Genomic DNA, 25,008 nt, shown 5'->3' with positions numbered 1-25,008 from the left:
GAGTCGGTGAGCGTCGGCCGTTCGATAGCGACACCCGCCAGCCTGGTCGTCTCGGTCAACGACGAACTGCGACGCCGGGGCTACATCGAACGGAAGCGGACCGGGCTTCTGCGCGAGCGGTATCAGACAACCGGGGGGTTGAAAGGAAGACCCTGTGGTTGGGGCGTGGGATGCAGCTTGATCATCAAGCACTTCCGCTGACGCGCGGACAGCTGGACATCTGGCTGGCGCGCGAGACCGGTCACTCCAACACCGAGTGGCAGCTCGGTCTGTTCGTGCGGATCGACGGCGTGGTCCAGCGCGATGCCCTGCAGTGGGCGATCCGGCAGGCGGTGCGGGAGGCCGAGCCGGCCAGGGCGGCCTTCTTCGAGGTGGACGGCCAGGTCTTCCAGCGGGCGATCGATTACCCCGACGTCGAGCTGGCCTTTGACGACCTGACCGACGCGCCCGATCCCGTGCGGGAAGCGCGCCGGCGGGCGCTGGCGATCCAGCGCACGCCCATGCCGCTCACCGGGCCGCTGTTCCGGTTCGTCCTATTTGCGACCCGGCGCGACGAGTTCTTCTTGTTCGCCTGCTGCCACCACATCGTCATCGATGGGACCGGCGTCGCGCTGGTCGGTCACCGCATCGCCTCGATCTACTCCGCGATCGTGTCCGCCGGACCCATTCCCACGGCCGTCTTCGGCTCCTTGCAGGAGCTGATCGACTGCGAATCGCAGTACGAGCGCTCCGGTGATTACCGGGACGACGAGGCGTATTGGACGGCGAACCTGCCCCCCGCCGGCCAGGGCCACCATCGGCCGCCCGACGGCGCCACGGAGCGCGACCCGTGGCCGTCCGCCCCGACGGCCCTGGACCCCGCGGTGCTGCGCCGCGTCAATCGGTTCTGCGAGGCGTGGGCGGTGTCCCAGACATCGGTCATCACCGCGGCCTGCGCGCTGCTGGTGCGCGGGTGGTCCGCCGACGGCTCGGACGTGGTGCTCGATTTCCCCGTCAGCCGGCGCGTACGTCCGGAGCAGAAGACGCTGCCCGGGATGGTCGCCGGCGTGGTGCCGCTGGTGTTGAGCGCCTCGCCGCAGTCCACCGTCGCCGCCTTCTGCAAACACGTCGAGACGCGAATCGACGAAGCGATCCAGCACCAGCGCTTTCCGGTGCACGCGCTGGAGCGCAAGGTCCGCGGCCTGACGCAACCGCCCGAACGGGTCAGCGTCAACTTCATCCCGTCGGCGTTCACGCTGCCCTTCGGCGGCGTCATGGCCTCGGCGTCGTACACGAACTCCGGTCAGGCGGACGGCTTCGGGCTGATCTTCTCCGGCGACGGCGACGACCTCTTCCTCAGCACGGCGGGCGCGTGGGAACCGTGGGCCCACCTCGACGCCGCCGGCCTGGCGGACCGACTCGAACAGCTCTTGGTCGCGATGACGGCCGATCCGACCCGGCGGCTGCTGTCCCTCGACGCCGTCGACGCCGACGAGCGCGCCCGGCTCGACGAATGGGGCAACGCGTCCGCGTTGCGCCGGCCGGCGGCGCCCGTGACCGTGGTCGAGCTGCTCGCCGCGCAGGCGGCGCGCACCCCGGATGCGGTGGCGCTGACGTTCGAAGACCGGTCCATGACCTACCGCGAGCTCGACGAGGCCGCCAACCGGCTGGCGCACGTGCTGGTCGACCGCGGCGCCGGCCCGGGTGCGTTTGTGGCGCTGCTGTTTTCGCGGTCGGCCGAGGCGATCGTGGCGATCCTGGCGGTGCTCAAGTCCGGCGCGGCGTATCTGCCGATCGATCCCGCCCTGCCGGCGGCCCGGGTGGAGTTCATGCTCACCGACGCCGCCCCGGTGGCCGCGGTCACCACCGCCGACCTGGCCGACAGGTTCGACGGCTTCGACCTGATCGTCGTCGACGTGGCCGACCCGGCCGTGGCGGGCGCGCCGTGCACCGCTTTGCGGGCGCCGGATCCGACGGATTTGGCCCATTTGATCTACACCTCGGGCACCACCGGTGTGCCCAAAGGCGTTGCGGTGACTCAACACAACGTCGCGCAGTTGTTCGACGACCTGCGGCTCGGTTTCGCCTTGTCGGCCGAGCAGGTGTGGACCCAATTCCACTCCTATGCGTTCGACTTCTCGGTGTGGGAGATCTGGGGCGCGCTGCTGCATGGCGGGCGCCTGGTCGTCGTGCCGGATGCGGTGGCCCGCTCACCCGAGGAGTTCCACGCCCTGCTGGTGCGCGAGGGCGTCACGGTGTTGACCCAGACCCCCTCGGCGGTGGGGCTGCTGCCCACCGACGGCCTGGACTCCACGGCGTTGGTGATCGGCGCCGAGCCCTGCCCGCCGGAGCTGGTGGACCGCTGGGCGCCGGGTCGGGTGATGGTCAACGTGTACGGCCCGACCGAGACCACGATGTGGGCGTGCAAGAGCGCGCCCTTGACGGCGGGGTCGGGCTTCCCGCCGATCGGCTCCCCGGTGAGCTGGGCGGCGTTCTTCGTGCTCGACGAGTGGTTGCGCCCGGTGCCCGCCGGGGTGGTCGGGGAGCTGTACCTGGCCGGCGAAGGTGTCGGTGTCGGCTATTGGCGGCGTCCCGGGCTGACCGCGTCGCGGTTCATGGCCTGCCCGTTCGGCGAACCCGGCACCCGCATGTACCGCACCGGCGACCTGGTCTGCTGGGGCCGCTCCGGATCCGGGGAGGGGCAGCTGCAGTATCTGGGCCGCGCCGATGAACAGGTTAAGGTGCGTGGGTATCGCATCGAATTGGGCGAGATCCGCGCCGCGCTGCTCGAGGTGGAGGGCGTTGAACACGCGGCGGTGCTCGTCCGTGAAGATCGTGCCGGCGAGAAGCGTCTCGTCGGCTATGTGACAGGAGCCGCTGACCCGACCGATATTCGGGCCCGGTTGGGTCGGCGGCTCCCCACGTACATGGTCCCGTCGGCGGTCGTGGCACTCGACGCGCTGCCGATGACGGTCAACGGCAAGCTCGACACCCGCGCCCTGCCCGCCCCGGACTACCAGGGCGGCAACGGATATCGCGCCCCGGAAAGCGCCATCGAGGAAATCCTGGCCGGCATCTTCGCCCGGGTCCTCGGCGTCGAACGCGTCGGGATCGACGACTCCTTCTTCCACCTCGGCGGCGACTCGCTGTCCGCGATGCGGCTGGTCTCCGCGGTCAACACCGGCCTCGACGCCCACCTCGGGGTGCGGACCTTGTTCGAGTCGCCCACGGTCGCCGAGCTGGCGCCGCGGGTGTGCGGCGGGGGAAGCACGCTCGCGCGGGTCGTCGCGGCCGAGCGGCCGGCCGTGGTGCCGCTGTCGTTCGCGCAATCCCGCCTGTGGTTCCTCGACCAGCTGCACGGTCCGTCGCCGGTGCACAACATGTCCGTCGCCCTGCGGCTGCGCGGGCCGCTGGACCCCGACGCCATGGGCACCGCGCTGGGCGACGTGGTGGCACGCCATGAAAGCTTGCGCACGGTGTTCGTCGCGTCCGAGGGGACGCCCCGGCAGGTGGTGGTCCCGGTCGAGCGCGCCCGGGTCGGCTGGCAGGTCATCGACGCCGGCGGATGGCCGGTCGGCCGGCTGAGCCAGGCCATCGAGACCGAGGCGTGCCACCGATTCGACCTTTCCAACGAAATCCCTTTGCGGGCAAAGCTTTTCCGGCTCGCCGAGGACGACCACGTGTTGGTGGCGGTGGCCCACCACATCGCCGCGGACGGATGGTCGCTGACCCCGCTGGTGCGCGACCTCGGCGCGGCCTACGTGCGCAGGTCCCGCGGGCAGGCCCCGGATTGGGCGCCGCTGCCGGTGCAATACGTCGACTACACGCTATGGCAACGCGCCCAATTCGGTGACCTCGACGATCCGGGCAGCCCCATCGCCGCGCAGCTGAGGTACTGGCAGGACGCGCTGGCCGGGATGCCCGAACGCCTCGAACTGCCGACCGATCGCCCCTACCCGCCGGTCGCCGACCACCGCGGCGCGCGCATCGACGTCGAGTGGCCGGCCGAACTGCAGCAGCGGGTCGCGCAGGTGGCGCGGGCCCACAACGCGACCACCTTCATGGTCGTGCAGGCGGCCCTGGCCGTGCTGCTGTCGAAGGTCAGCGCGAGTTCCGATGTGGCGGTGGGCTTCCCGATCGCCGGCCGCGGCGATCCGGCGCTCGACGATGTCGTCGGCTTTTTCGTCAACACCCTGATTTTGCGGGTCGACCTGAGCGGCGACCCCAGCGTCGCCGAGCTGGTGGCCCGGGTGCGCCAGCGCAGCCTGGCGGCCTACGAACACCAGGACGTACCCTTCGAAGTCCTGGTGGACCGGCTCCATCCCACCCGCGACCTGGCGCATCATCCGCTCGTCCAGGTGGTGTTGGCCTGGCAGAACCTGCCCTGGCAGCACGACGGCCCCGCCGCCGGGCTGGAGCTGGGCGACGTTCGGGTCACCCCGCTGCCGGTCGACACCCAGGTCGCCCGCATGGACCTGGTGTTCTCCCTGGCCGAACGGTGGGACGAGGAGGGCGCGCCCGCCGGCATCGGCGGCATGGTGGAGTTCCGCACCGACGTGTTCGACGCGGACAGCATCGAGACGCTGATCGAGCGGCTGCGCCGGATGCTCGCGGCCATGACCGCCGACCCCGACCGCCCGCTGTCGGCGATCGACCTGCTCGACGCCGCCGAGCGCGAACGGCTCGACGACATCGGCAACCGCGCGGTGTTGACCATGCCGTCCATGGCCGCCCTGGTGTCGATCCCGGCGTTGTTCGCCGCGCAGGTGGCCCGCGGCCCGGGGGCGGTGGCGATCACCTGCGGCGGGCGGTCGTTCACCTACCGCCACCTGTACGAGGCCACAAATCGGTTGGCGCACTTGCTCGTTGAGCGGGGCGCGGGCCCGGGCCAGCGGGTCGCGGTCGCGGTGCCGCGGTCGGCCGAGGCGATCGTGGCGATCCTGGCGGTGCTCAAGACGGGCGCCGCCTACGTGCCGATCGACCCGAGCGTGCCGGCGGCGCGGGTGCAGTTCGTGCTCGGTGACGCCGCGCCGATCGCGGCGGTGACCACCGCCGAGGTGCGGCCGCAGTTGGGTGGCTTCGCCGGGCAGATCATCGACATCGACGACCCCGCCGTCGCCGGCCAGCCCGCCACGGGCCTGCCGGTGCCGTCGGCGGACAGCATCGCCTACATCATCTACACCTCGGGCACGACGGGAACGCCCAAGGGCGTGGCGGTGACCCACAGCAACGTCACCCAGCTGCTGGAGTCCATCGACGCTCAACTCGACGTCGGGCAGGTCTGGACCCAGTGCCATTCCCTGGCTTTCGACTTCTCGGTGTGGGAGGTCTTCGGCGCTCTCCTGCACGGAGGTCGCCTGGTCGTCGTGCCCGACGACGTCGTGCGATCACCAGATGACTTGCGCGCCTTGCTGGTTCGCGAGCAGGTCAGCGTGCTCAGCCAGACCCCGTCGGCGTTCTATGCGCTGCAGAGTGCCGACGCGTTGGCCCCGGAGGTGGGTGAGCAGCTGAAGTTGCAGACGGTCGTGTTCGGTGGGGAGGCGTTGGAGCCGCACCGGCTGTCGACGTGGCTGCATCACCACCCCGGCCTGCCGCGGATGATCAACATGTACGGCATCACCGAGACCACGGTGCACGCCTCGTTCCGCGAGATCCTTCGCGGCGACGTCGACAACAACGTCAGCCCGATCGGGGTGCCGCTGGGCAACCTCGCCTTCTTCGTGCTCGATGGGTGGCTGCGCCCGGTGCCGGTCGGGGTGGTCGGCGAGTTGTACGTCGCCGGTGGGGGATTGGCCACCGGCTACGTGGGCCGCCCGGGGCTGTCGGCCACCCGTTTCGTGGCCTGCCCCTTCGGTGCGCCCGGCGCGCGGATGTATCGCACCGGTGACCTCGTCCGCTGGAGCGCCGACGGGCAGCTCGAGTACATCGGCCGCGCCGACGAGCAGGTCAAGATCCGCGGTTACCGCATCGAGTTGGGCGAGATCCGTGCCGCGCTGGCCGACGTCGAGGGCGTCGAGCAGGCGGCGGTGCTCGTTCGTGAGGATCGTGCCGGCGAGAAGCGTCTGGTCGGCTATGTGACCGGAGCCGCCGACCCTTCCGAGATTCGGGCCCGGTTGGGTCGGCGGCTCCCCACCTACATGGTGCCGGCGGCGGTGGTGGTGCTCGACGTGCTGCCGTTGACCGTCAACGGCAAGCTCGACACCCGCGCCCTGCCCGCCCCGGAGTACTCCGACGTCGACCGCTACCGGGCGCCGGCGAGCGCCATCGAGGAGATCCTGGCCGGCATCTACGCCCAGGTGCTGGGGGCCGAGCGCGTCGGCGTGGACGACTCCTTCTTCGACCTCGGCGGGGACTCGCTGTCGGCGATGCGCCTGATCGCGGCCGTGAATACCGCTCTGGATGCCGGGGTTTCGGTGCGCGCGTTGTTCGAGGCGCCCACGGTGGCCCAATTGGCTCCGCGCCTCGACGAGGGTGCGGAGCGGCTCTCGCGGGTCGCGGCGGCCGACCGGCCGGCGGTGGTGCCGTTGTCGTTCGCGCAGTCCCGGCTGTGGTTCATCGATCAGCTGCAGGGGCCCTCGCCGATGTACAACATGGCAGCAGCGTTGCGGCTGCGCGGGCCGCTGCAGGTGGAGGCGCTGCGGGCCGCGCTCGTCGACGTGGTGGGCCGCCACGAGAGTTTGCGCACGGTGTTCGCCGTGTCCGACGGGACGCCACAACAGGTGGTGCTGCCCGCCGAGGGGGTCGATATCGGGTGGGAAGTAATAGATGCCGCCGGCTGGTCGCCGGCACGGATAAAGGAGGGCGTTGATGCCGCAGCCGATTATGCATTTGATCTGTCAGCCGAAATACCCTTGCAGGCCAAGCTTTTCCGTGCCTCCGACGACGAGCATGTGCTGGTGGCGGTGGTCCATCATATTGCTGCGGATGGTTGGTCGCTGAATCCTCTGGTGCACGACCTGGGGGTCGCCTATGCCGGCCGCTGCGCCGGACGGGCCCCACAATGGTCTCCGCTCGCGGTGCAGTACGTGGATTACACCCTCTGGCAGCGCGCCCAATTCGGAGACCTCGACGACCCGGAGAGCCCGATCGTCGAGCAGCTCGCGTATTGGGAGCGCACGCTGGCGGACCTGCCCGAAAGGGTCGAGCTGCCGACGGATCGGCCGTACCCGGCGGTGGCCGACTACCGCGGCGCCAACGTGGACATCGACTGGCCGGCCGAGTTGCAGCAACACATCCGCGCCGTGGCGCGGGCGCACAACGCCACCAGCTTCATGGTGGTGCAGGCCGCCCTGGCGGTACTGCTCAGCAAGATCGCCGCGACTTCCGATGTGGCCGTGGGCTTTCCGATCGCCGGGCGGCGCGATCCCGCCCTGGACGAACTGGTGGGCTTCTTCGTCAACACGTTGGTGCTGCGGGTCGACCTGGCCGGCGATCCCAGCGTTGCCGACGTGTTGGCCCGGGTCCGCCGGAGCAGCCTGGCGGCCTACGAAAATCAGGACGTGCCGTTCGAGTTCCTGGTGGAGCGACTCAACCCCACCCGTTCCCTGGCGCATCATCCGCTGACGCAGGTGATGTTGGCCTGGCAGGGCAACGATCCCGCCGAGCTGAGCCTGGGTGAACTGCGGATCACCGCGGTTCCGGTGCAGACCCGCACCGCGCGTACCGATTTGACGTTCTCCTTGTTCGAACGCCGCAGCGGCGACGGCCGGCCCGCGGGAATCGGCGGCACCGTCGAGTTCCGCACCGACCTGTTCGACGCGGACACCATCCGTGTGCTCACCGAACGGTTGCGGCGGGTGCTGGTCGCCATGGCCGCCGACCCCGGTCGCAGACTCTCGTCGATCGACGTGCTGGACGACGACGAGCACGCCCGCCTTGACCAGTGCGCCAATCGTTCGGCATTGCGCCGGCCGAGCGCGGGGGCGTCGGTCCCGGCGCTGTTCGGCGCGTGGGTGCAGCGCGCGCCGCACGCGGTGGCGATCAGGTGCGCTGGGCGATCGTGGACCTACGAGCAAGTGGAGTCGGACGCGAATCGGCTGGCGCACCTGCTGGTTGGCCGCGGTGTGGGCCGCGGCCAGCGCGTGGGCCTGCTGCTCGAGCGCTCGGCCGAGGCCGTGATCGCGATTCTGGGGGTGCTGAAAACGGGGGCGGCCTATGTGCCGATGGACCCGGCGGTGCCGGCGGCGCGGATCGGCTTCATGGTCGCCGACGCCGGCATGCGGGCCGTGGTGACCAGCGCCGAGTTGCGTTCGCGGCTAGGAGAATTCGGCGGGCCGATCGTCGAGGTCGACGACCCGGCCCTGGCGCCGCATCCGGCGACGCCGGTGGCGGCGGGGCCGGCGGCCGACGACGTCGCGCACGTCATCTACACGTCGGGCACCACGGGTAGGCCCAAGGGGGTGGCGGTCACCCACGCGAACGTGACGCAGCTGTTCGGTGCGCTGGACGCCGGGGTGGAACTGGGGCCCGATCAGGTGTGGAGCCAGTGCCATTCGCTGGCATTCGATTTCTCGGTGTGGGAGATCTGGGGTGCGCTGCTGCACGGCGGGCGGCTGGTGGTGGTGCCCGATACGGAGGCCCGGTCGCCGGAAGAGTTGCGCGCCAAACTCATTGGCGAGCGCGTCACCGTGTTGACCCAGACGCCGTCGGCGCTGGGGATGCTGTCGCCGCGGGGCTTGGAGACGGTCACGGTGGTGGTGGGCGCCGAACCGTGTCCGGGTGAGCTGGTGGATCGGTGGGCGCCCGGCCGGGTGATGGTCAACGTGTACGGCCCGACGGAGACCACCATGTGGGTGTCGCACAGCCCACCTCTGACAGCGGGGCGGGCGCGGTCCGGGCCACCGGCAATCGGGTCGCCGGTGGCCGGAGCCGCGCTCTTCGTGCTGGACGGGTGCCTGCGCCCGGTGCCCGCCGGGGTGGTGGGGGAGTTGTACGTCGCCGGTGCCGGGGTGGGCGTGGGCTATCTGGGGCGGGCGGGGCTGACGGCGTCGCGATTTGTGGCGTGCCCGTTCGGTGGGGCCGGCGCACGGATGTATCGCACCGGCGACCTCGCCCGATGGGACCGCGACGGACAGTTGCACTATGTCGGCCGCGCCGACGAGCAGGTCAAGATTCGCGGCTATCGCATCGAGTTGGGCGAAATCCGCTCCGCCCTGGCCGAATTGGAGGGTATCGAGCAAGCCGCGGTGCTCGCCCGCGAAGATCGTGCCGGCGAGAGGCGTCTCGTCGGCTATGTGACCGGAGCCGCTGACTCCGCCGACATTCGGGCCCGGTTGGGTCAGCGGCTCCCCACCTACATGGTGCCGGCGGCGGTGGTGGTGCTCGACGCGATGCCGTTGACGGTCAACGGCAAGCTCGACACCGCCGCCCTGCCCGCACCGGACTACCGGGACGCCGGCCGGTATCGGGCCCCGGACAACGCGGTCGAGGAGACTCTGGTGGGCGTCTACGCCCGGGTGCTCGGCGTCGAACGGGTCGGGGTCGACGATTCCTTCTTCGACCTCGGCGGCGACTCCCTCTCGGCGATGCGTTTGATCACCGCGATCAACGCCGACCTGGACGCCGGGCTGACCGTCCGATCCGTGTTCGAGGCCCCCACGGTCGCGCTGCTGGCGCCCCGGGTCGAGGCCGGCACCGGCCGCGCCGGACGATTGGTGGCCGGCGAGCGCCCGGCGCTGCTTCCGTTGTCGTTCGCCCAGACCCGCCTGTGGTTCATCGATCAGCTGCAGGGGCCCTCGCCGATGTACAACATGGCGGTCGCCCTGCGCCTTTCCGGCCGCCTGGATGCCGACGCGATGGGGGCCGCCCTGGACGACGTGGTCGCCCGCCACGAAAGCCTGCGGACGATCTTCCTCGCCCCCGAGGGCGCCCCCCAACAGGTCGTGCTGCCCGCCGAACGGGCCGACGTCCACTGGCAGGTCGTCGACGCGACGCGGTGGCCGGCGTCCTGGCTGGCGGAGGCCACCCAGGACGCGGCGCGCTACACCTTCGACCTCGCCACCGAAATCCCGTTGCGGGTATGGCTTTTCCACACCGGCGAGGACGAACACGTGTTGGTGGCGGTCGTCCACCACATCGCCGCCGACGGATGGTCGGTGACCCCGCTGGTGCGCGATCTGGGGGAGGCCTACGCGGCCCGCCGCGGCGGGCGGGCGCCGGATTGGGCGCCGCTGCCGGTGCAATACGTCGACTACACCCTGTGGCAACGGGGCCGATTCGGTGACCTCGACGACCCCGACAGCCCCATCGCGGCGCAACTGGACTATTGGGAGCGCGCCCTGGCCGGGCTGCCGGAACACGTTGAGCTGCCCACGGATCGGCCCTACCCACTGGTGGCCGACCATCGCGGGTCCAGCGTGGACGTGCAGTGGCCGGCCGCCCTGCAGCACCAAGTCGCCGAGCTGGCGCGGGCGCACAACGCAACGAGCTTCATGGTCGTCCAGACGGCCCTGGCGGTGCTGCTGTCCGCGTTGAGCGCCAGTCCCGATGTGGCCGTGGGGTTCCCGATCGCCGGGCGGAGCGACCCCGCCCTGGATGAGGTGGTCGGGTTCTTCGTCAACACCCTGGTTCTGCGGGTCGACCTCAGTGGCGACCCCACCGTCGCCGAACTGCTGGGCCGGGTGCGTCGGCGCAGCCTGGCGGCCTACGAACACCAGGATGTGCCGTTCGAGGTGCTGGTGGAACGGCTCAACCCGGCCCGCGACATGTCCCATCATCCGCTGGTCCAGGTCATGCTGGCCTGGCAGAACAACGACCCCGTCGACATGAGCCTCGGCGACCTGCGGGTGACGCCGCTGCCGCTCGAAACCCAGGTCGCCCGCATGGATCTGGTGTGGTCGCTGGCCGAACGGTGGGACGAGGACGGGGAGCCCGCCGGCATCGCCGGGACGCTGGAGTTCCGCACCGACGTCTTCGATGCGGCCAGCATCGAGACACTCGTCACGCGCTTGCAACGCGTGCTGGCCGCCATGACCGCCGACCCCGCCCGGCCGCTGTCCGCGATCGACGTCCTCGCCGAATCCGAGCGCGCCCACCTCGACGCCATCGGCAACCGCGCCGTGCTGACCCGGCCCGCGACCGCACGCGCGTCCATCCCGGCCTTGTTCGCCGCGCAGGTGGCACGGGACCCCGAGGCAGTCGCGATCACCTGCGGCGAGCGGGCGTGGACCTACCGTGAAGTGTACGAGATCACAAACCGGTTGGCGCACAGGCTGATTGGTTGCGGCGCCGCGCCGGGCCAGCGGGTCGCGGTGGCGATGCCACGGTCGGCCGAAGCGATCGTGGCGATCCTGGCGGTCCTCAAGACCGGGGCCGCGTACGTGCCGATCGACCCGGCGCTGCCGACCGTCCGCGTCGAGTTCATGCTCACCGACGCCGAACCGATCGCGGCGGTGACCACCGCCGAGGTGCGGCCACGGTTGGGCGCATTCGCCGGGCACATCATCGACGTCGACGACCCCGCCATGGCCACCCAGCCCGCCACCGGGCTGCCGGACCCGTCGCCCGACGACATTGCGTACGTCATCTACACCTCCGGGACCACCGGCGTGCCCAAGGGTGTGGCGGTCACGCACCACAACGTCACCCAGCTGTTGCGGTCGGTGGACGCCCGACTGGACCTGGGGCGGGTGTGGAGCCACTGCCACTCGCCGGCCTTCGACTTCTCGGTCTGGGAGATCTTCGGCGCGCTGCTGCGCGGGGGACGCCTCGTCGTCGTCCCCGACGACATCGTCGGCTCGCCGGAAGACCTGCACGCCTTGCTGATTGCCGAACGCGTCACCGTGCTGAGCCAGACCCCGTCGGCGGTGGCGGCGCTCTCGCCGCACGGGCTGGACTCGGTGGCGCTGGTCGTCGGCGGCGAGCCGTGCCCGGTCGAGGTCATGGACCGGTGGGCCCCCGGGCGGGTGATGGTCAATCAATACGGCCCCACCGAGACCACGATGTACGCGGCCATGACGGCGCCGCTGACGGCGGGCTCCGCTCCGGTGCCGATCGGGTCGCCGGTGCCCGGGGCCGCCCTGTTCGTGCTGGACCGATGGTTGCGCGCGGTGCCGCCCGGCGTGGTCGGCGAGCTGTACATCGCCGGACGCGGCGTCGCCGCGGGCTACCTGGGCCGGGCGGCGCTGACGGCCTCGCGGTTCGTGGCGTGCCCGTTCGGCGGTAACGGAACGCGGATGTATCGCACCGGGGACGTGGTGCGCTGGGGCCGCGACGGTCAGCTGGAGTACCTCGGTCGCGCCGACGAGCAGGTCAAGATCCGCGGCCACCGCATCGAACTGGGCGAAATCCGCTCCGCCCTCGCCGAATTGGACGGCGTCGAGCAGGCCGCGGTGATCGCCCGGAACGACCCTCCCGCCGCGCGGCTGGTGGGCTACGTGACCGGGACCGCCGACCCGTCCGAGACCCGGGCGCGGCTCGCCGAGCGGCTGCCGTCCTACATGGTGCCGTCGGCGGTGGTGGTGCTGGACGCCTTGCCGTTGACGGCCAACGGCAAGCTCGACACCCGCGCCCTGCCGGCACCGGACTACCAGGGCGGCAACGGATATCGCGCTCCGGAAAACGCCATCGAGCAGATCTTGGCCGGCATCTACGCCCAGGTGCTGGGCGTCGAACGGGTCGGGGTGGACGACTCGTTCTTCGACTTGGGCGGCGACAGCATCCTGTCGATGCAGGTGGTGGCCCGGGCCCGCGCGGCCGGCGTAATGTGCCGGCCCCGCGATGTTTTCGTCGAGCAGTCGGTGGCCCGGCTGGCGCGGGTCGTCACGCTGGCCACCGGCGAGGACGACGTGGTCGACGAGGGGATCGGGCCGGTGGTGGCCACCCCGATCATGCGTTGGCTGCGCGACATGGACGGCCCCATCGAGCAGTTCAACCAGACCATGGTGCTGGCGGCGCCCGCCGGGGTGGGCCAGGCCGACGTGGCGGTCGTGCTGCAGGCGCTGCTGGATCGCCATCCCACGCTGCGGCTCTGCGTCGACGACGACGGGGCCGGCGGCTGGGACATACACGTTCCCGAAGCGGGCTCGGTGGACGCCCGGGCCTGCCTGCGCACCGTCGACGCGCTCTCGGAGGAGGCGCTGATGCGGGCCCGCGCGCGGCTGAACCCCGGCGCCGGCGTGCTGGTGTGCGCGGTATGGGCAAGCGCGACAAACCAATTGGCATTGATCGTCCACCACCTGGCCGTCGATGGTGTGTCCTGGCGGACCCTGATCGAGGACCTCAACATCGCCTGGGCCCAACATCACCGCGGCCAACCGATCGAGCTGCCCGCCCCCGGCACCTCGTTCGCCCGCTGGTCGTCGCTACTGGCCCAGCACGCGAAGGATCCGGCGGTGACCGAGCTGGCGGAGGTGTGGCGGCGAATCACCGAGACGCCGCCCGCGTTGCCGCCCGCCCAGCCGTGGGACACCTATGAGACGGCCGGGCAGTTGTCGGCGGCGCTGGACGCCGAGACGACCCGCCAGCTGCTGGGCGAGGTGCCCGCCGCGTTTCACGCCGGGGTGCAAGACATCCTGCTGATCGCCTTCGGGCTGGCATTCACCGAATTCCTGGGGACGGCGATGCCGATCGGCATCGACGTCGAGGGCCACGGGCGCAACGAGGAACTGGCCCCCCACGTGCACCTGTCCCGCACCGTCGGGTGGTTCACCGCCAAGTACCCGGTGGCCCTCGACGTCGGCGGGCTGGACTGGGCTCGCGTGGTCGCGGGTGAGGCCGCGCTGGGGGCGGTGATCAAGGACGCCAAGGAGCAGTTGCGCGGGCTGCCCGACGGCCTGACCTACGGGCTGTTGCGCTACCTGAATCCCGAAGCGGGCCTGGGCGGTCCGGACCCGGCCATCGGCTTCAACTACCTGGGCCGCCTCGGGGGAGCGCCCGCCGAATCGTCCGACGGGCTATGGCAACTCAGCCCGAACAGCCACGCGCTGGGCGCCGCGGCGGCGGCGGTGGCCCTGCCGTTGCCGCACACGGTGGAACTCAACGCCGGCACCATGGACACCGAGGACGGCCCGCACCTGCACGCCAGCTGGACGTGGGCGTCCTCGGCGCTCACCCACGATCAGGTAAACCGGTTGAGCCGGTTGTGGTTTGACGCCCTGGCCGGCATCTGCGCACACGTGCGCCGCGACGGCGGCGGGCTGACGCCGTCGGACATCGCACCGGCCCGCCTGGACCAGCAGCAGATCGACGAACTCGAGCGGCGATACGACGTCGCCGATATCCTGCCGTTGACCCCGCTGCAGCAGGGGCTGCTCTTTCATTCGACGACGCAACCCGACGGCGACGTGTACGCGGTGCAGCTGACCATCACGCTGCGCGGCGGCCTCGACCCCCAGCGGCTCCACCACGCCGTGCAGAACGCCGTCGCCCGCCACCCCAACCTCGCCGCCCGATTCTGCTCCGGCTTCGGCGACCCGGTGCAGATCATCCCGGCGGCCCCCGAAATCGCCTACCGCGACGTCGAACTCGAGGGCGACGCCGACGACATCGACGACCAGGTCCGGCGGATGTCCGCCGCAGAACGCGCCGCGGTGCGAGACCTCGACGACCAGCCGCCCCTGCGCGCCACGCTGATTCGCACCGCGGACAAGGAATTCCGGTTCGTGCTCACCGTGCACCACATCGTGATGGACGGCTGGTCACTACCGATCCTGCTGCAGGAGATCTTCGCCTGCTACTACGGGTCGCGGCTACCGGCTGCGCCGCCCTACCGCCGCTTCGTCACCTGGCTGGCGGGCCGGGACGCTCCGGCCGCCCGCGCCGCGTGGCGCGACGCGCTCGACGGTTTCGACACCCCCACCCTGGTGGGCCCGGCGGGTCGGGCGGCGCTCGGGCCGCGGAGAGCCGCCGCTGTCCAGCTCTCCGCCGAAACCACCGGTGCGCTCGGCGAACTCGCCCGCTCCTGCCGCACCACCCTCAACACCGTGCTGCAGGCCGCCTGGGCGCAACTGCTGATGTCGCTGACCGGCCGGCACGACGTCGCCTTCGGCACCGCGGTGTCCGGCCGGCCGGCGGAATTGCCCGGCGCCGAATCCATGGTGGGCCTGCTGATCAACACCGTGCCGGTGCGCGCCCAGGCCACCGCGACGACGACCGTCGCCGAATTTCTGGACCGGCTGCAACGCGCCCACAACGACACCGTCGAGCACCAGCACCTGGCTCTGAACGAAATCCACCGCGTCACCGGACACGACCAACTGTTCGACACGTTGCTGGTGTACGAGAACTATCCGATCGACGCCGCCGCGCTATCGGCGGCCGACGACCTGACCGCCACCGAATTCACCAGCCACGACTACAACCACTACCCGCTGTCGCTGCAAGCCGTGCCGGGCGACGAACTGCGCCTGCGCATCGAATTCGACACCGACGTCTTCGAACCCGCCGCCGTCGAGGCCCTGGCCGACCGCCTGCGCCGGTTCCTGACGGCCATGCCCGCCGATCCGGATCGGCCGTTGCGATCATTGGATGTGCTCGACGCGCCGGAGCGCGCCCGGCTGCAACTGTGGGGCAACCAAGCGGTGCTGGCCGCCGAGTCGAGCGCCGCCCTATCGCTCCCGGCGCTGTTCGCCGCGCAGGTGTCCCGCGTCCCCGAGGCGGGAGCGGTCACTTTCGAGGGTCGTTCGATGACCTACCGCGAACTCGACGAGGCATCGAACCGATTGGCGCACAGGCTGATCGAGCGCGGCGCGGGGCCCGGGGAGTCTGTGGCGCTGCTGTTCCCGCGTTCGGCCGAGGCGATCGTGGCGATCCTCGCGACGCTCAAGGCGGGGGCCGCCTACCTGCCGATCGACCCCGCGCTGCCCGCGGCGCGCCTCGAGTTCGTGCTCGGCGACGCCACCCCGGTCGCCGCGGTCGCCGCCGCCGGCCTGCGGGCCCGGCTGGACGGATTCGACCTGCCGGTCCTCGACGCCGGTGAAGCCGACGTCGGGCCCGCCGGGCCGTTGCCGGCGCCCGCGCCCGAGAACGTCGCCTACGTCATCTACACCTCGGGGACGACCGGCGTCCCCAAAGGTGTTGCGGTGACCCACCGCAACGTCACCCAGCTGCTGGAATCGCTGCACGCGCCGCTGCCCGAGGCGGGGGTGTGGTCACAATGCCACTCGTACGGCTTCGACGTCTCGGTGCAGGAGATCTGGGGTGCGCTGGCCTGCGGCGGTCGGCTGGTGGTGGTGCCCGAGTCGGTGACACGCTCACCGGACGAGCTGCACACCCTGCTGGCCGCCGAGCGGGTGAGCGTGCTGAGCCACACCCCGTCGGCGCTGACCGCTCTGTCACCGCGAAAGCTGCGCTCGGCGTTGATCATCGGCGGCGAGCCCTGCCCGGCCGCGCTCGCGGACCAATGGGCGCCGGGCCGCGTGATGATCAACGCCTACGGCCCGACGGAAACCACCGTGGACGCGACGCTCAGTGCGCCGCTGACCGCGGGCGCCGGAGCGCCGCCCCTGGGGTCGCCGGTGCCCGGGGCGGCGCTGTTCGTGCTGGACGACTGGCTGCGGCCGGTGCCCGCCGGTGCGGTCGGTGAGCTGTACGTGGCGGGGCACGGGGTCGCCGTCGGGTATCCGCGCCGTCCCGGTTTGACGGCGTCGCGGTTCGTCGCCTGCCCGTTCGGCGCGGCCGGTGCGCGCATGTACCGCACCGGGGACCTGGTGCGGTGGGCGCCGGACGGCCGGCTGCACTACGTCGGCCGCGCCGACGAGCAGGTCAAGATCCGCGGCCACCGCATCGAGCTGGGCGAAATCCAGTCCGCGCTCGCCGAATTGGACGGCGTCGGGCGGGTCGCGGTGATCGCCCGCGAGGACACGCCCGGCGACAAGCGGCTCGTCGGCTACATCACCGGCACCGCCGACCCGGTCGAGCTGCGCGCCCGGCTGGCCGACCGGCTGCCGGCCTACCTGGTGCCGGCCGCGGTGGTGCCGATCGAGGCATTGCCCCTGACACCGAACGGCAAACTCGACACCGGGGCCCTGCCGGCGCCCGAATACACCGGCGGCCGGTATCGGGCGCCGGCCACGCCCACCGAGGAGATCTTGGCGGGCATCTACGCCCAGGTGCTCGGGCTCGAGCGGGTCGGCGCGGACGACTCCTTCTTCGACCTGGGCGGGGATTCGCTGTCGGCCATGCGGGTGATCGCCGCGATCAACTCCGGTCTCGACGCGCACCTCGGCGTGCGAACGCTGTTCGAAGCGCCCACAATCGGCGAGCTGGCGGCGCGCGTCAGCGCGAACGGCGGGCGCCTGGCCGGCGTGGAGCCGCGCGAGCGGCCGGCGGTGGTGCCGTTGTCGTTCGCCCAATCGCGGCTGTGGTTCATCGATCAGCTGCACGGCCCGTCGCCGGTGTACAACATGGCGGCGGCGCTGCGCCTCGCCGGGCGCCTGGACGCAGGTGCGCTGGGTGCCGCGTTCGCCGATGTGGTGGCGCGGCACGAGAGTTTGCGGACGGTGTTCGCCGCCACCGAGGGCATACCGCAGCAGGTGGTGCTGCCGCCCGATCGGGCCGACGTCACATGGCAGACCATCGACGCCACCGGCTGGTCACCGGCCCGGCTGGAGGGCGCCATCCGCGACGCGGCCCGGCACACCTTCGACCTGGCGACCGAAATCCCGCTGCGGGCAATGCTTTTCCGGGTGAGCGACGAGGAACACGTGCTGGTGGCCGTGGTGCACCACATCGCTGCCGACGGGTGGTCGCTGACTCCGCTGGTGCGCGACCTGGCGCTCGCCTATGCCAGCCGGTCGGTCGGGGATGCGCCGGGCTGGGCGCCGCTGCCGGTGCAGTACGTCGACTACACGCTCTGGCAGCGCGCCCAGTTCGGTGACCTGGAAGACCCGGGCAGCCCGATCGCCGCGCAGCTCGCGTACTGGGAGGAGGCGCTGGCCGGCCTGCCGGAACGGCTGGAACTGCCCACCGATCGTCCGTATCCGTTGGTGGCCGATTTCCGCGGGGCCAGCGTGGCCGTCGACTGGCCGGCGGAGTTGCAGCAGCGGGTGCGCGCGGTGGCGGGCGCGCACAACGCGACGAGCTTCATGGTGGTGCAGGCCGCGCTGGCGGTGCTGTTGGCCAAGATCAGCGCGAGTTCTGATGTGGCGGTGGGCTTCCCGATCGCCGGGCGGCGCGACCCGGCCCTCGACGATGTGGTGGGCTTCTTCGTCAACACCTTGGTGCTGCGCGTCGATCTCGGCGGCGACCCCACGATTGCCGAACTACTGGCGCGGGTGCGCCAACGCAGCCTGGCCGCCTACGAGCATCAGGACGTGCCGTTCGAGGTCCTCGTCGAACGGCTCAACCCGGCCCGCAGCCTCGCGCACCATCCGCTGGTGCAGGTCATGCTGGCCTGGCAGAACGACGAACCCACCGACGTGAGCCTGGGCGACGTGCGCATCACCGCGCTGCCGGTCGACACCCGCACCGCCCGCACGGATCTCGCGTGGTCGCTGGCCGAACGCTGGAGCGCCGACGGCCGGCCCGCCGGCATCGGCGGTGCCGTGGAGTTCCGCACCGACGTGTTCGACACCGCCACCATCCAAAGTCTGATCGAACGATTGCAGCGGGTGCTGGCGGCCATGACCACCGACCCCGCCCGGCGGCTGTCGTCGATCGACGTGCTCGGCCCCGACGAGCACGCCCGGCTCGACGCGATCGGGAACCGGGCGGCGCTGACCCTGCCACCGCACGCACCGGCCTTGACCCGGGCCTCGATCCCGGCGCTGTTCGCCGCCCACGTCGCGCGCACCCCCGAAGCGGTGGCGCTGAGCGACCGGGACCGTTCGATGACCTACCGCGAATTCGATGAGTCCACAAACCGGTTGGCGCACTTGCTCGTTGAGCGGGGAGCGCGGCCGGGGCGGTGCGTCGCCGTCCTGATGGAGCGCTCGGCGCCCGCGATCGTCGCGATCGTGGCGGTGCTGAAGACGGGGGCCGCCTACCTGCCGATCGACCCGGCGATGCCGGACACGCGGGTCGCATTCATGCTGACCGACGCCGCACCGATCGTCGCCCTCACCACCGCGGAACTGCGAGACCGGCTCGACGGTTTCGACGGAGCTGTCATCGACGCCGACGACCCCGCCGTGCACACCCGGCCCGCCACCGCCCTGCCGCCGCCGGCCGACGACAACATCGCCTACGTCATCTACACCTCCGGCACCACCGGCACCCCCAAGGGCGTGGCGGTCACCCACCACAACGTCACCCACCTGCTCGCCTCGCTGCTCGACCGGCCGGCGCCGGCGGGGGTGTGGAGCCAGTGCCATTCGCTGGCCTTCGACTTCTCGGTGTGGGAGATCTTCGGCGCCCTGCTGGGCGGCGGACGCCTGCTGGTCGTGCCCGACGAGGTGGTGCGCTCGCCGGAAGACCTGCACGCCTTGCTGATCGCCGAGAACGTCAGCGTGCTGAGCCAAACCCCGTCGGCGTTCTCGGCGCTGCAGAGCCTGGACGGCGCGCGGTCGGGCCCGCGGCTCAACGTCCGGGCCCTCGTGTTCGGGGGCGAAGCGCTGAGCCCGCAACGGCTGGCGAAGTGGCTCGACAGCCATCCCCACCGGCCGCGCGTGATCAACATGTACGGCATCACCGAGACGACGGTGCACGCCTCCTACCGGGAGATCGTCGACAACGACATCGACACCAACGCCAGCCCCATCGGAATGCCATTGGCGCATCTGGGATTTTTCGTGCTCGACGCGTGGCTGCGGCCGGTGCCCGAGGGTGTGACGGGCGAGCTGTACATCGCCGGTTCCGGCGTCGCGGCCGGTTACGTCGGCCGGGCCGGCCTGACGGCGTCCCGGTTCGTCGCCTGCCCGTTCGGCGAGGACGGCGCGCGCATGTACCGCACCGGGGATCTGGTGCGGTGGGGCCCGGGCGGACAGCTGCACTATCTCGGCCGCGCCGACGAGCAGGTCAAGATCCGCGGCTACCGCATCGAGCTCGGCGAGATCCAGTCCGCGCTCACCGAATTGGACGGCATCGAACAGGCCGCGGTCGTCGCCCGCGAGGACCGGCCCGGCGACAAACGGCTCGTCGGCTACATCACCGGGACCGCCGATCCGGTCGAGGTCCGCGCCCGGCTGGCCGAGCATCTGCCGGCCTACATGGTCCCGGCCACGGTGCTCGCCGTCGACGCAATGCCGCTGACCGCCAACGGAAAACTCGACACCCGCGCGCTGCCCGCACCCGACCACTCGCACCGGTCGCAGGGCTCCGATCACTACCGCGCCCCGACCACCGCCGTCGAGCGGGCCCTGGCCGATATCTACACCCACGTCCTGGGCGTCGAGAACGTCGGGATCGACGACTCCTTCTTCGACCTCGGCGGGGACTCGCTGTCGGCCATGCGCCTGGTCGCGGAGGTCAACACCGGCCTCGACGTCCACCTCGGCGTGCGGGCCCTGTTCGAGGCGCCCACCATTCGCCGGCTGGCGGCGCGCCTGGGCACCGACGGCGGAGCGCGCGCGCCGCTGGTGGCCGGCGAGCGGCCGGAGATGGTGCCGTTGTCGTTCGCCCAGTCGCGGCTGTGGTTCATGGGCCAATTGCACGGGCCCTCACCGGTGCACAACATGGCGATCGCGTTGCAGCTGCACGGGCGCCTGGACGCCGAGGCCTTCGGCGCGGCGCTGGCCGACGTGATGGCCCGCCACGAGAGCCTGCGGACGATGTTCCCGGCGCGGGAGGGGATACCGCGGCAGCTGGTCGTCGATGTGGACGACGCCGACTGCGGCTGGCAGATCAGCGACGCGCGCGGGTGGTCGACCACCCGGCTGGGCAACGCGGTCGAGACCCTGGTGGGTCACCGGTTCGACCTGGCCACCGAAATCCCGCTGCGGGCAATGCTTTTCCGGGTGAGCGACGACGAACACCTGCTGGTGGCCGTGGTGCACCACATCGCCGCCGACGGGTGGTCGCTCACCCCGCTGGTGCGCGACCTGGGGGAGGCCTACGCCAGCCGCTCGGCCGGCTGCGCCCCGGACTGGGCGCCGCTGCCGGTGCAGTACGTCGACTACACGCTCTGGCAGCGCGCCCAATTCGGCGAACTGCAGGATCCGCACAGCCTGATCGCCGGACAGGTGCGGTATTGGGAACACGCCCTGGCCGGAATGCCCGAGCGGCTCGAATTGCCCACGGACCGTCCGTATCCGTTGGTGGCCGATTTCCGCGGCGCGAGCGTGGCCGTCGACTGGTCGGCGGAGTTGCAGCAGCGGGTGCGCGCGGTGGCGGGCGCGCACAACGCGACGAGCTTCATGGTGGTGCAGGCCGCGCTGGCGGTGCTGTTGGCCAAGATCAGCGCGAGTTCTGATGTGGCGGTGGGCTTTCCGATCGCCGGGCGGCGCGATCCGGCCCTCGACGACGTGGTGGGCTTCTTCGTCAACACCTTGGTGCTGCGCGTCGACCTGGCCGGTGACCCCACCATCGCCGAGGTGCTGGCCCACGTCCGCGCGCGCAGCCTGGCCGCCTACGAGCATCAGGACGTGCCGTTCGAGGTCCTCGTCGAACGGCTCAACCCGGCCCGCAGCCTCGCGCACCATCCGCTGGTGCAGGTCATGCTGGCCTGGCAGAACACCGACTCCGCGGAGCTGAGCCTGGGCGACGTGCGCGTCACCCCGCTGCCGGTCGACACCCGCACCGCCCGCATGGATCTCGCGTGGTCGCTGGCCGAACGCTGGAGCGCCGACGGCCGGCCCGAGGGCATCGGCGGGGCCGTGGAGTTCCGCACCGACGTGTTCGACACCGCCACCATCCAACGTCTGATCGAACGATTGCAGCGGGTGCTGGAGGCCATGACCGCCGACCCCGCCCGGCGGCTGTCGTCGATCGACGTGCTCGGCCCCGACGAGCACGCCCGCCTCGACGCGATCGGCAACCGCGCGGTGCTGGACGGCCCGTCGCGCCCGCCGATGTCGATACCCGAGGTATTCGCCGACCACGTCGCGCGCACCCCGCAAGCGGTGGCCGTCACCCACGGTGCGGACTCGTGGACATACCGCGAACTCGACCAGTCAGCAAACCGATTGGCGCACTTGCTCATTGACCACGGCTGCGGGCCGGGGCAGTGCGTGGCGCTGCTCACCGAGCGCTCGGCGCGGGCCGTCGTCGCCATCCTGGCGGTGCTCAAAACCGGGGCCGCGTACGTCCCGATCGACCCAGGCCTGCCCGCCGCCCGAATCGACTTCATGCTCGCCGACGCCGCACCGGCGGCGGTGCTCACCACCGCCGAACACCGCTCGCGCCTCGACGATTTCGACGTGCTCGTCATCGATATCGATGACCCGGCGATCCAGCACCGGCCCACCACGGCGTTGCCGGCGCCCGCGCCGCACCACATCGCGTACACGATCTACACCTCGGGCACCACCGGAGTTCCCAAGGGCGTGGCGGTCACCCACCACAACGCCACGCAATTGTTCGCCTCCCTGGGGGCCGCCGGTCTGCCCGCGGCACCGGCACGGGTGTGGAGCCACTGCCATTCCCTGGCGTTCGACTTCTCGGTGTGGGAGATCTTCGGCGCGCTGCTGCACGGCGGGCGGGTGCTCGTCGTACCGGACGAGGTCGTGCGTTCCCCGAAAGACCTGCACGCCTTGCTCGTCGCCGAACGCGTCGACATGCTGACCCAGACACCGTCCGAGGTGACGATGCTCTCGACCGAGGGCCTGGAGTCCGCGGTGCTGGCGGTCGCGGGCGAAGCGTGCCCGGCCGAAATCGTGCAGCGGTGGGCGTCCGGGCGGGTGATGGTCAACGTCTACGGCCCCACCGAGATCACGATCGTCGCGGCCGTCAGCGCGCCGCTGACACCGGGACCCGAAGCGCCGCCGATCGGTTCGCCGGTATCCGGGGCCGCGCTGTTCGTGCTCGACGGATGCCTGCAGCCGGTGCCCGCGGGCGTGGTCGGCGAGCTGTACGTGGCCGGCGGCGGCGTGTCGACCGGTTACCTGGGCCGGCCCGGTCTGACCGCGTCCCGGTTCGTGGCGTGCCCCTTCGGCGGGGAGGGCGCGCGCATGTATCGCACCGGCGACCTGGCGTCGTGGGGTTCCGACGGGCAGCTGCGCTACGTCGGGCGCGCCGACGAACAGGTCAAGATCCGCGGGTATCGCATCGAACTCGGCGAAATCCAATTGGCGCTGGCCGCGCTGGACGGTGTGGAGCAGGCGCTGGTGATCGCCCGCGAGGACCGCCCGGGCGACAAGCGTCTGGTCGGCTACATCACCGGGACGGCCAACCCGGCCGAACTCCGCACCCTGCTGGCCGACCGGCTGCCCGCCTACATGGTGCCGGCCGCGGTGGTGGTGCTCGACAGGCTGCCGCTGACACCCGCCGGCAAACTCGACGTCCGCGCCCTGCCCGCCCCCGATTACCAGGGCGGCGACGACTACCTCGCCCCGGCCACCGCGGTCGAGGAGATCCTGGCCTGGCTCTACGCCCAGGTGCTGGGCCTCGAGCGGGTCGGGGTGCAGGAGTCGTTCTTCGACCTGGGCGGGGATTCCCTGTCGGCCATGCGCCTGGTCGCCGCGATCTACAACGCCCTCGACATCCACCTGCCCGTGCGCGCCGTCTTCGAGGCGCCGTCGGTGCGCAGCCTGAGCCAGCAGCTCAACCGCGATCACGATGCCGGGGAAGGCCACCAGGGCGACTTCGCGTCGGTGCACGGCCGCGACGCCACCGAGGTGTACGCCTGCGACCTCACGCTGGACAAGTTCATCGACGCCCCGACGCTGGCCGCCGCGCCGTCGCTGCCGGGGCCGAGCGCCGAGGTGCGCACGGTGCTACTGACCGGGGCCACCGGCTTTTTGGGTCGCTACCTGGTGCTGCAATGGCTGGAACGGTTGGAACTGGCCGACGGCAAGCTGATCTGCCTGGTGCGGGCCACCTCCGACGAGGATGCGCGGCGCCGGCTGCAGAGGACCTTCGACCCCCCCGGGTTTGCAGGGGACCCCGCTTTGCGGCGGTATTTCGACGAGCTCGCCGCCGACCACCTCGAGGTCATCGCCGGCGACAAGGGCCGCACCAATCTCGGCCTGGACGAACAGACCTGGCAGCGGCTGGCCGACACCGTCGACCTCATCGTCGACTCCGCGGCGGTGGTCAACGGCGTGCTGCCCTACAGCGAGCTGTTCGCCCCCAACGTCGCCGGCACCGCCGAGCTGATCCGGCTCGCGCTGACCACCAAACTCAAGCCGTACACGTATGTCTCGACCGCCAACGTCGGCGACCAGATCGAGCCGGCCGCGTTCACCGAGGACGCCGACGTCCGCGTCGCCGGCCCGATCCGCACGATCGACGGCAGCTACGGCAACGGCTACGGCAACAGCAAGTGGGCCGGCGAGGTGCTGCTGCGCGAGGCCCACGACCTGTGCGCGCTGCCCGTCGGCGTGTTCCGCTGCGACATGATCCTGGCCGACACCACCTACGCCGGCCAGCTCAACCTGTCCGACATGTTCACCCGGTTGCTGTTCAGCGTCGTCGCCAGCGGCGTCGCGCCGCGCTCGTTCTACCAGCTCGACGCCCGCGGCAACCGGCAACGCGCGCACTTCGACGCCCTGCCGGTCGAGTTCGTCGCCGAGTCGATCACCACGCTGGGCGCCCAGGTGGGCCGCGATTCCGCCGCAGGGTTCGAGACCTATCACGTGATGAACCCGCACGACGACGGCATCGGGCTCGACGAGTACGTCGACTGGGTCATCGAGGCCGGCTATCCGATCGAGCGGGTCGACGACTTCGGGGAGTGGCTGCACCGGATGGAGACCGCGCTGCACGCCCTGCCGGAACGCCAGCGCCACCAGTCGGTGCTGCAGCTACTGCAGTTGCGCAACGCCCAACACGTGCCGCCGGCGGACCCGGCGCGCGGCTGCCTGGGACCGACCGAACGGTTCCGCGCCGCGGTGCAGGAAGCCAAAATCGGCCCCGATAACGACATCCCGCACATCACCGCGGCGGTGATCGTCAAATACGTGACCGACCTGCGGTTGCTCGGTCTGCTCTGAAATATTTTGGCCTGCAGCGTATTTCGCCGCCGTGTCCGAAGTCGTCGTCGCCACGCCTCCCGCT

General features: G+C 71.2%; 1 protein-coding gene. It reads left to right on the top strand.

The window, feature by feature from the left end:
* The first annotated feature begins 170 nt into the window (after window positions 1-170).
* Entirely contained in the window at window positions 171-24,944 is a 24,774-nt protein-coding gene (locus OCU_RS39915) for a non-ribosomal peptide synthase/polyketide synthase (RefSeq protein WP_014380391.1), read from the top strand.
* Window positions 24,945-25,008 lie beyond the last annotated feature (64 nt).

The sequence above is a fragment of the Mycobacterium intracellulare ATCC 13950 genome (assembly GCF_000277125.1).
In the GTDB taxonomy this organism is placed as follows: Bacteria; Actinomycetota; Actinomycetes; order Mycobacteriales; family Mycobacteriaceae; genus Mycobacterium; species Mycobacterium intracellulare.
The sequence above is the reverse complement of the archived record's forward strand: the minus strand, read 5'-3'. Positions and strand labels throughout refer to the sequence as shown.

Coding starts and splice junctions, on each gene's coding strand:
- OCU_RS39915 (WP_014380391.1), top strand. CDS start 171: ATGCAGCTTGATCATCAAGCACTTCCGCTGACGCGCGGACAGCTGGAC.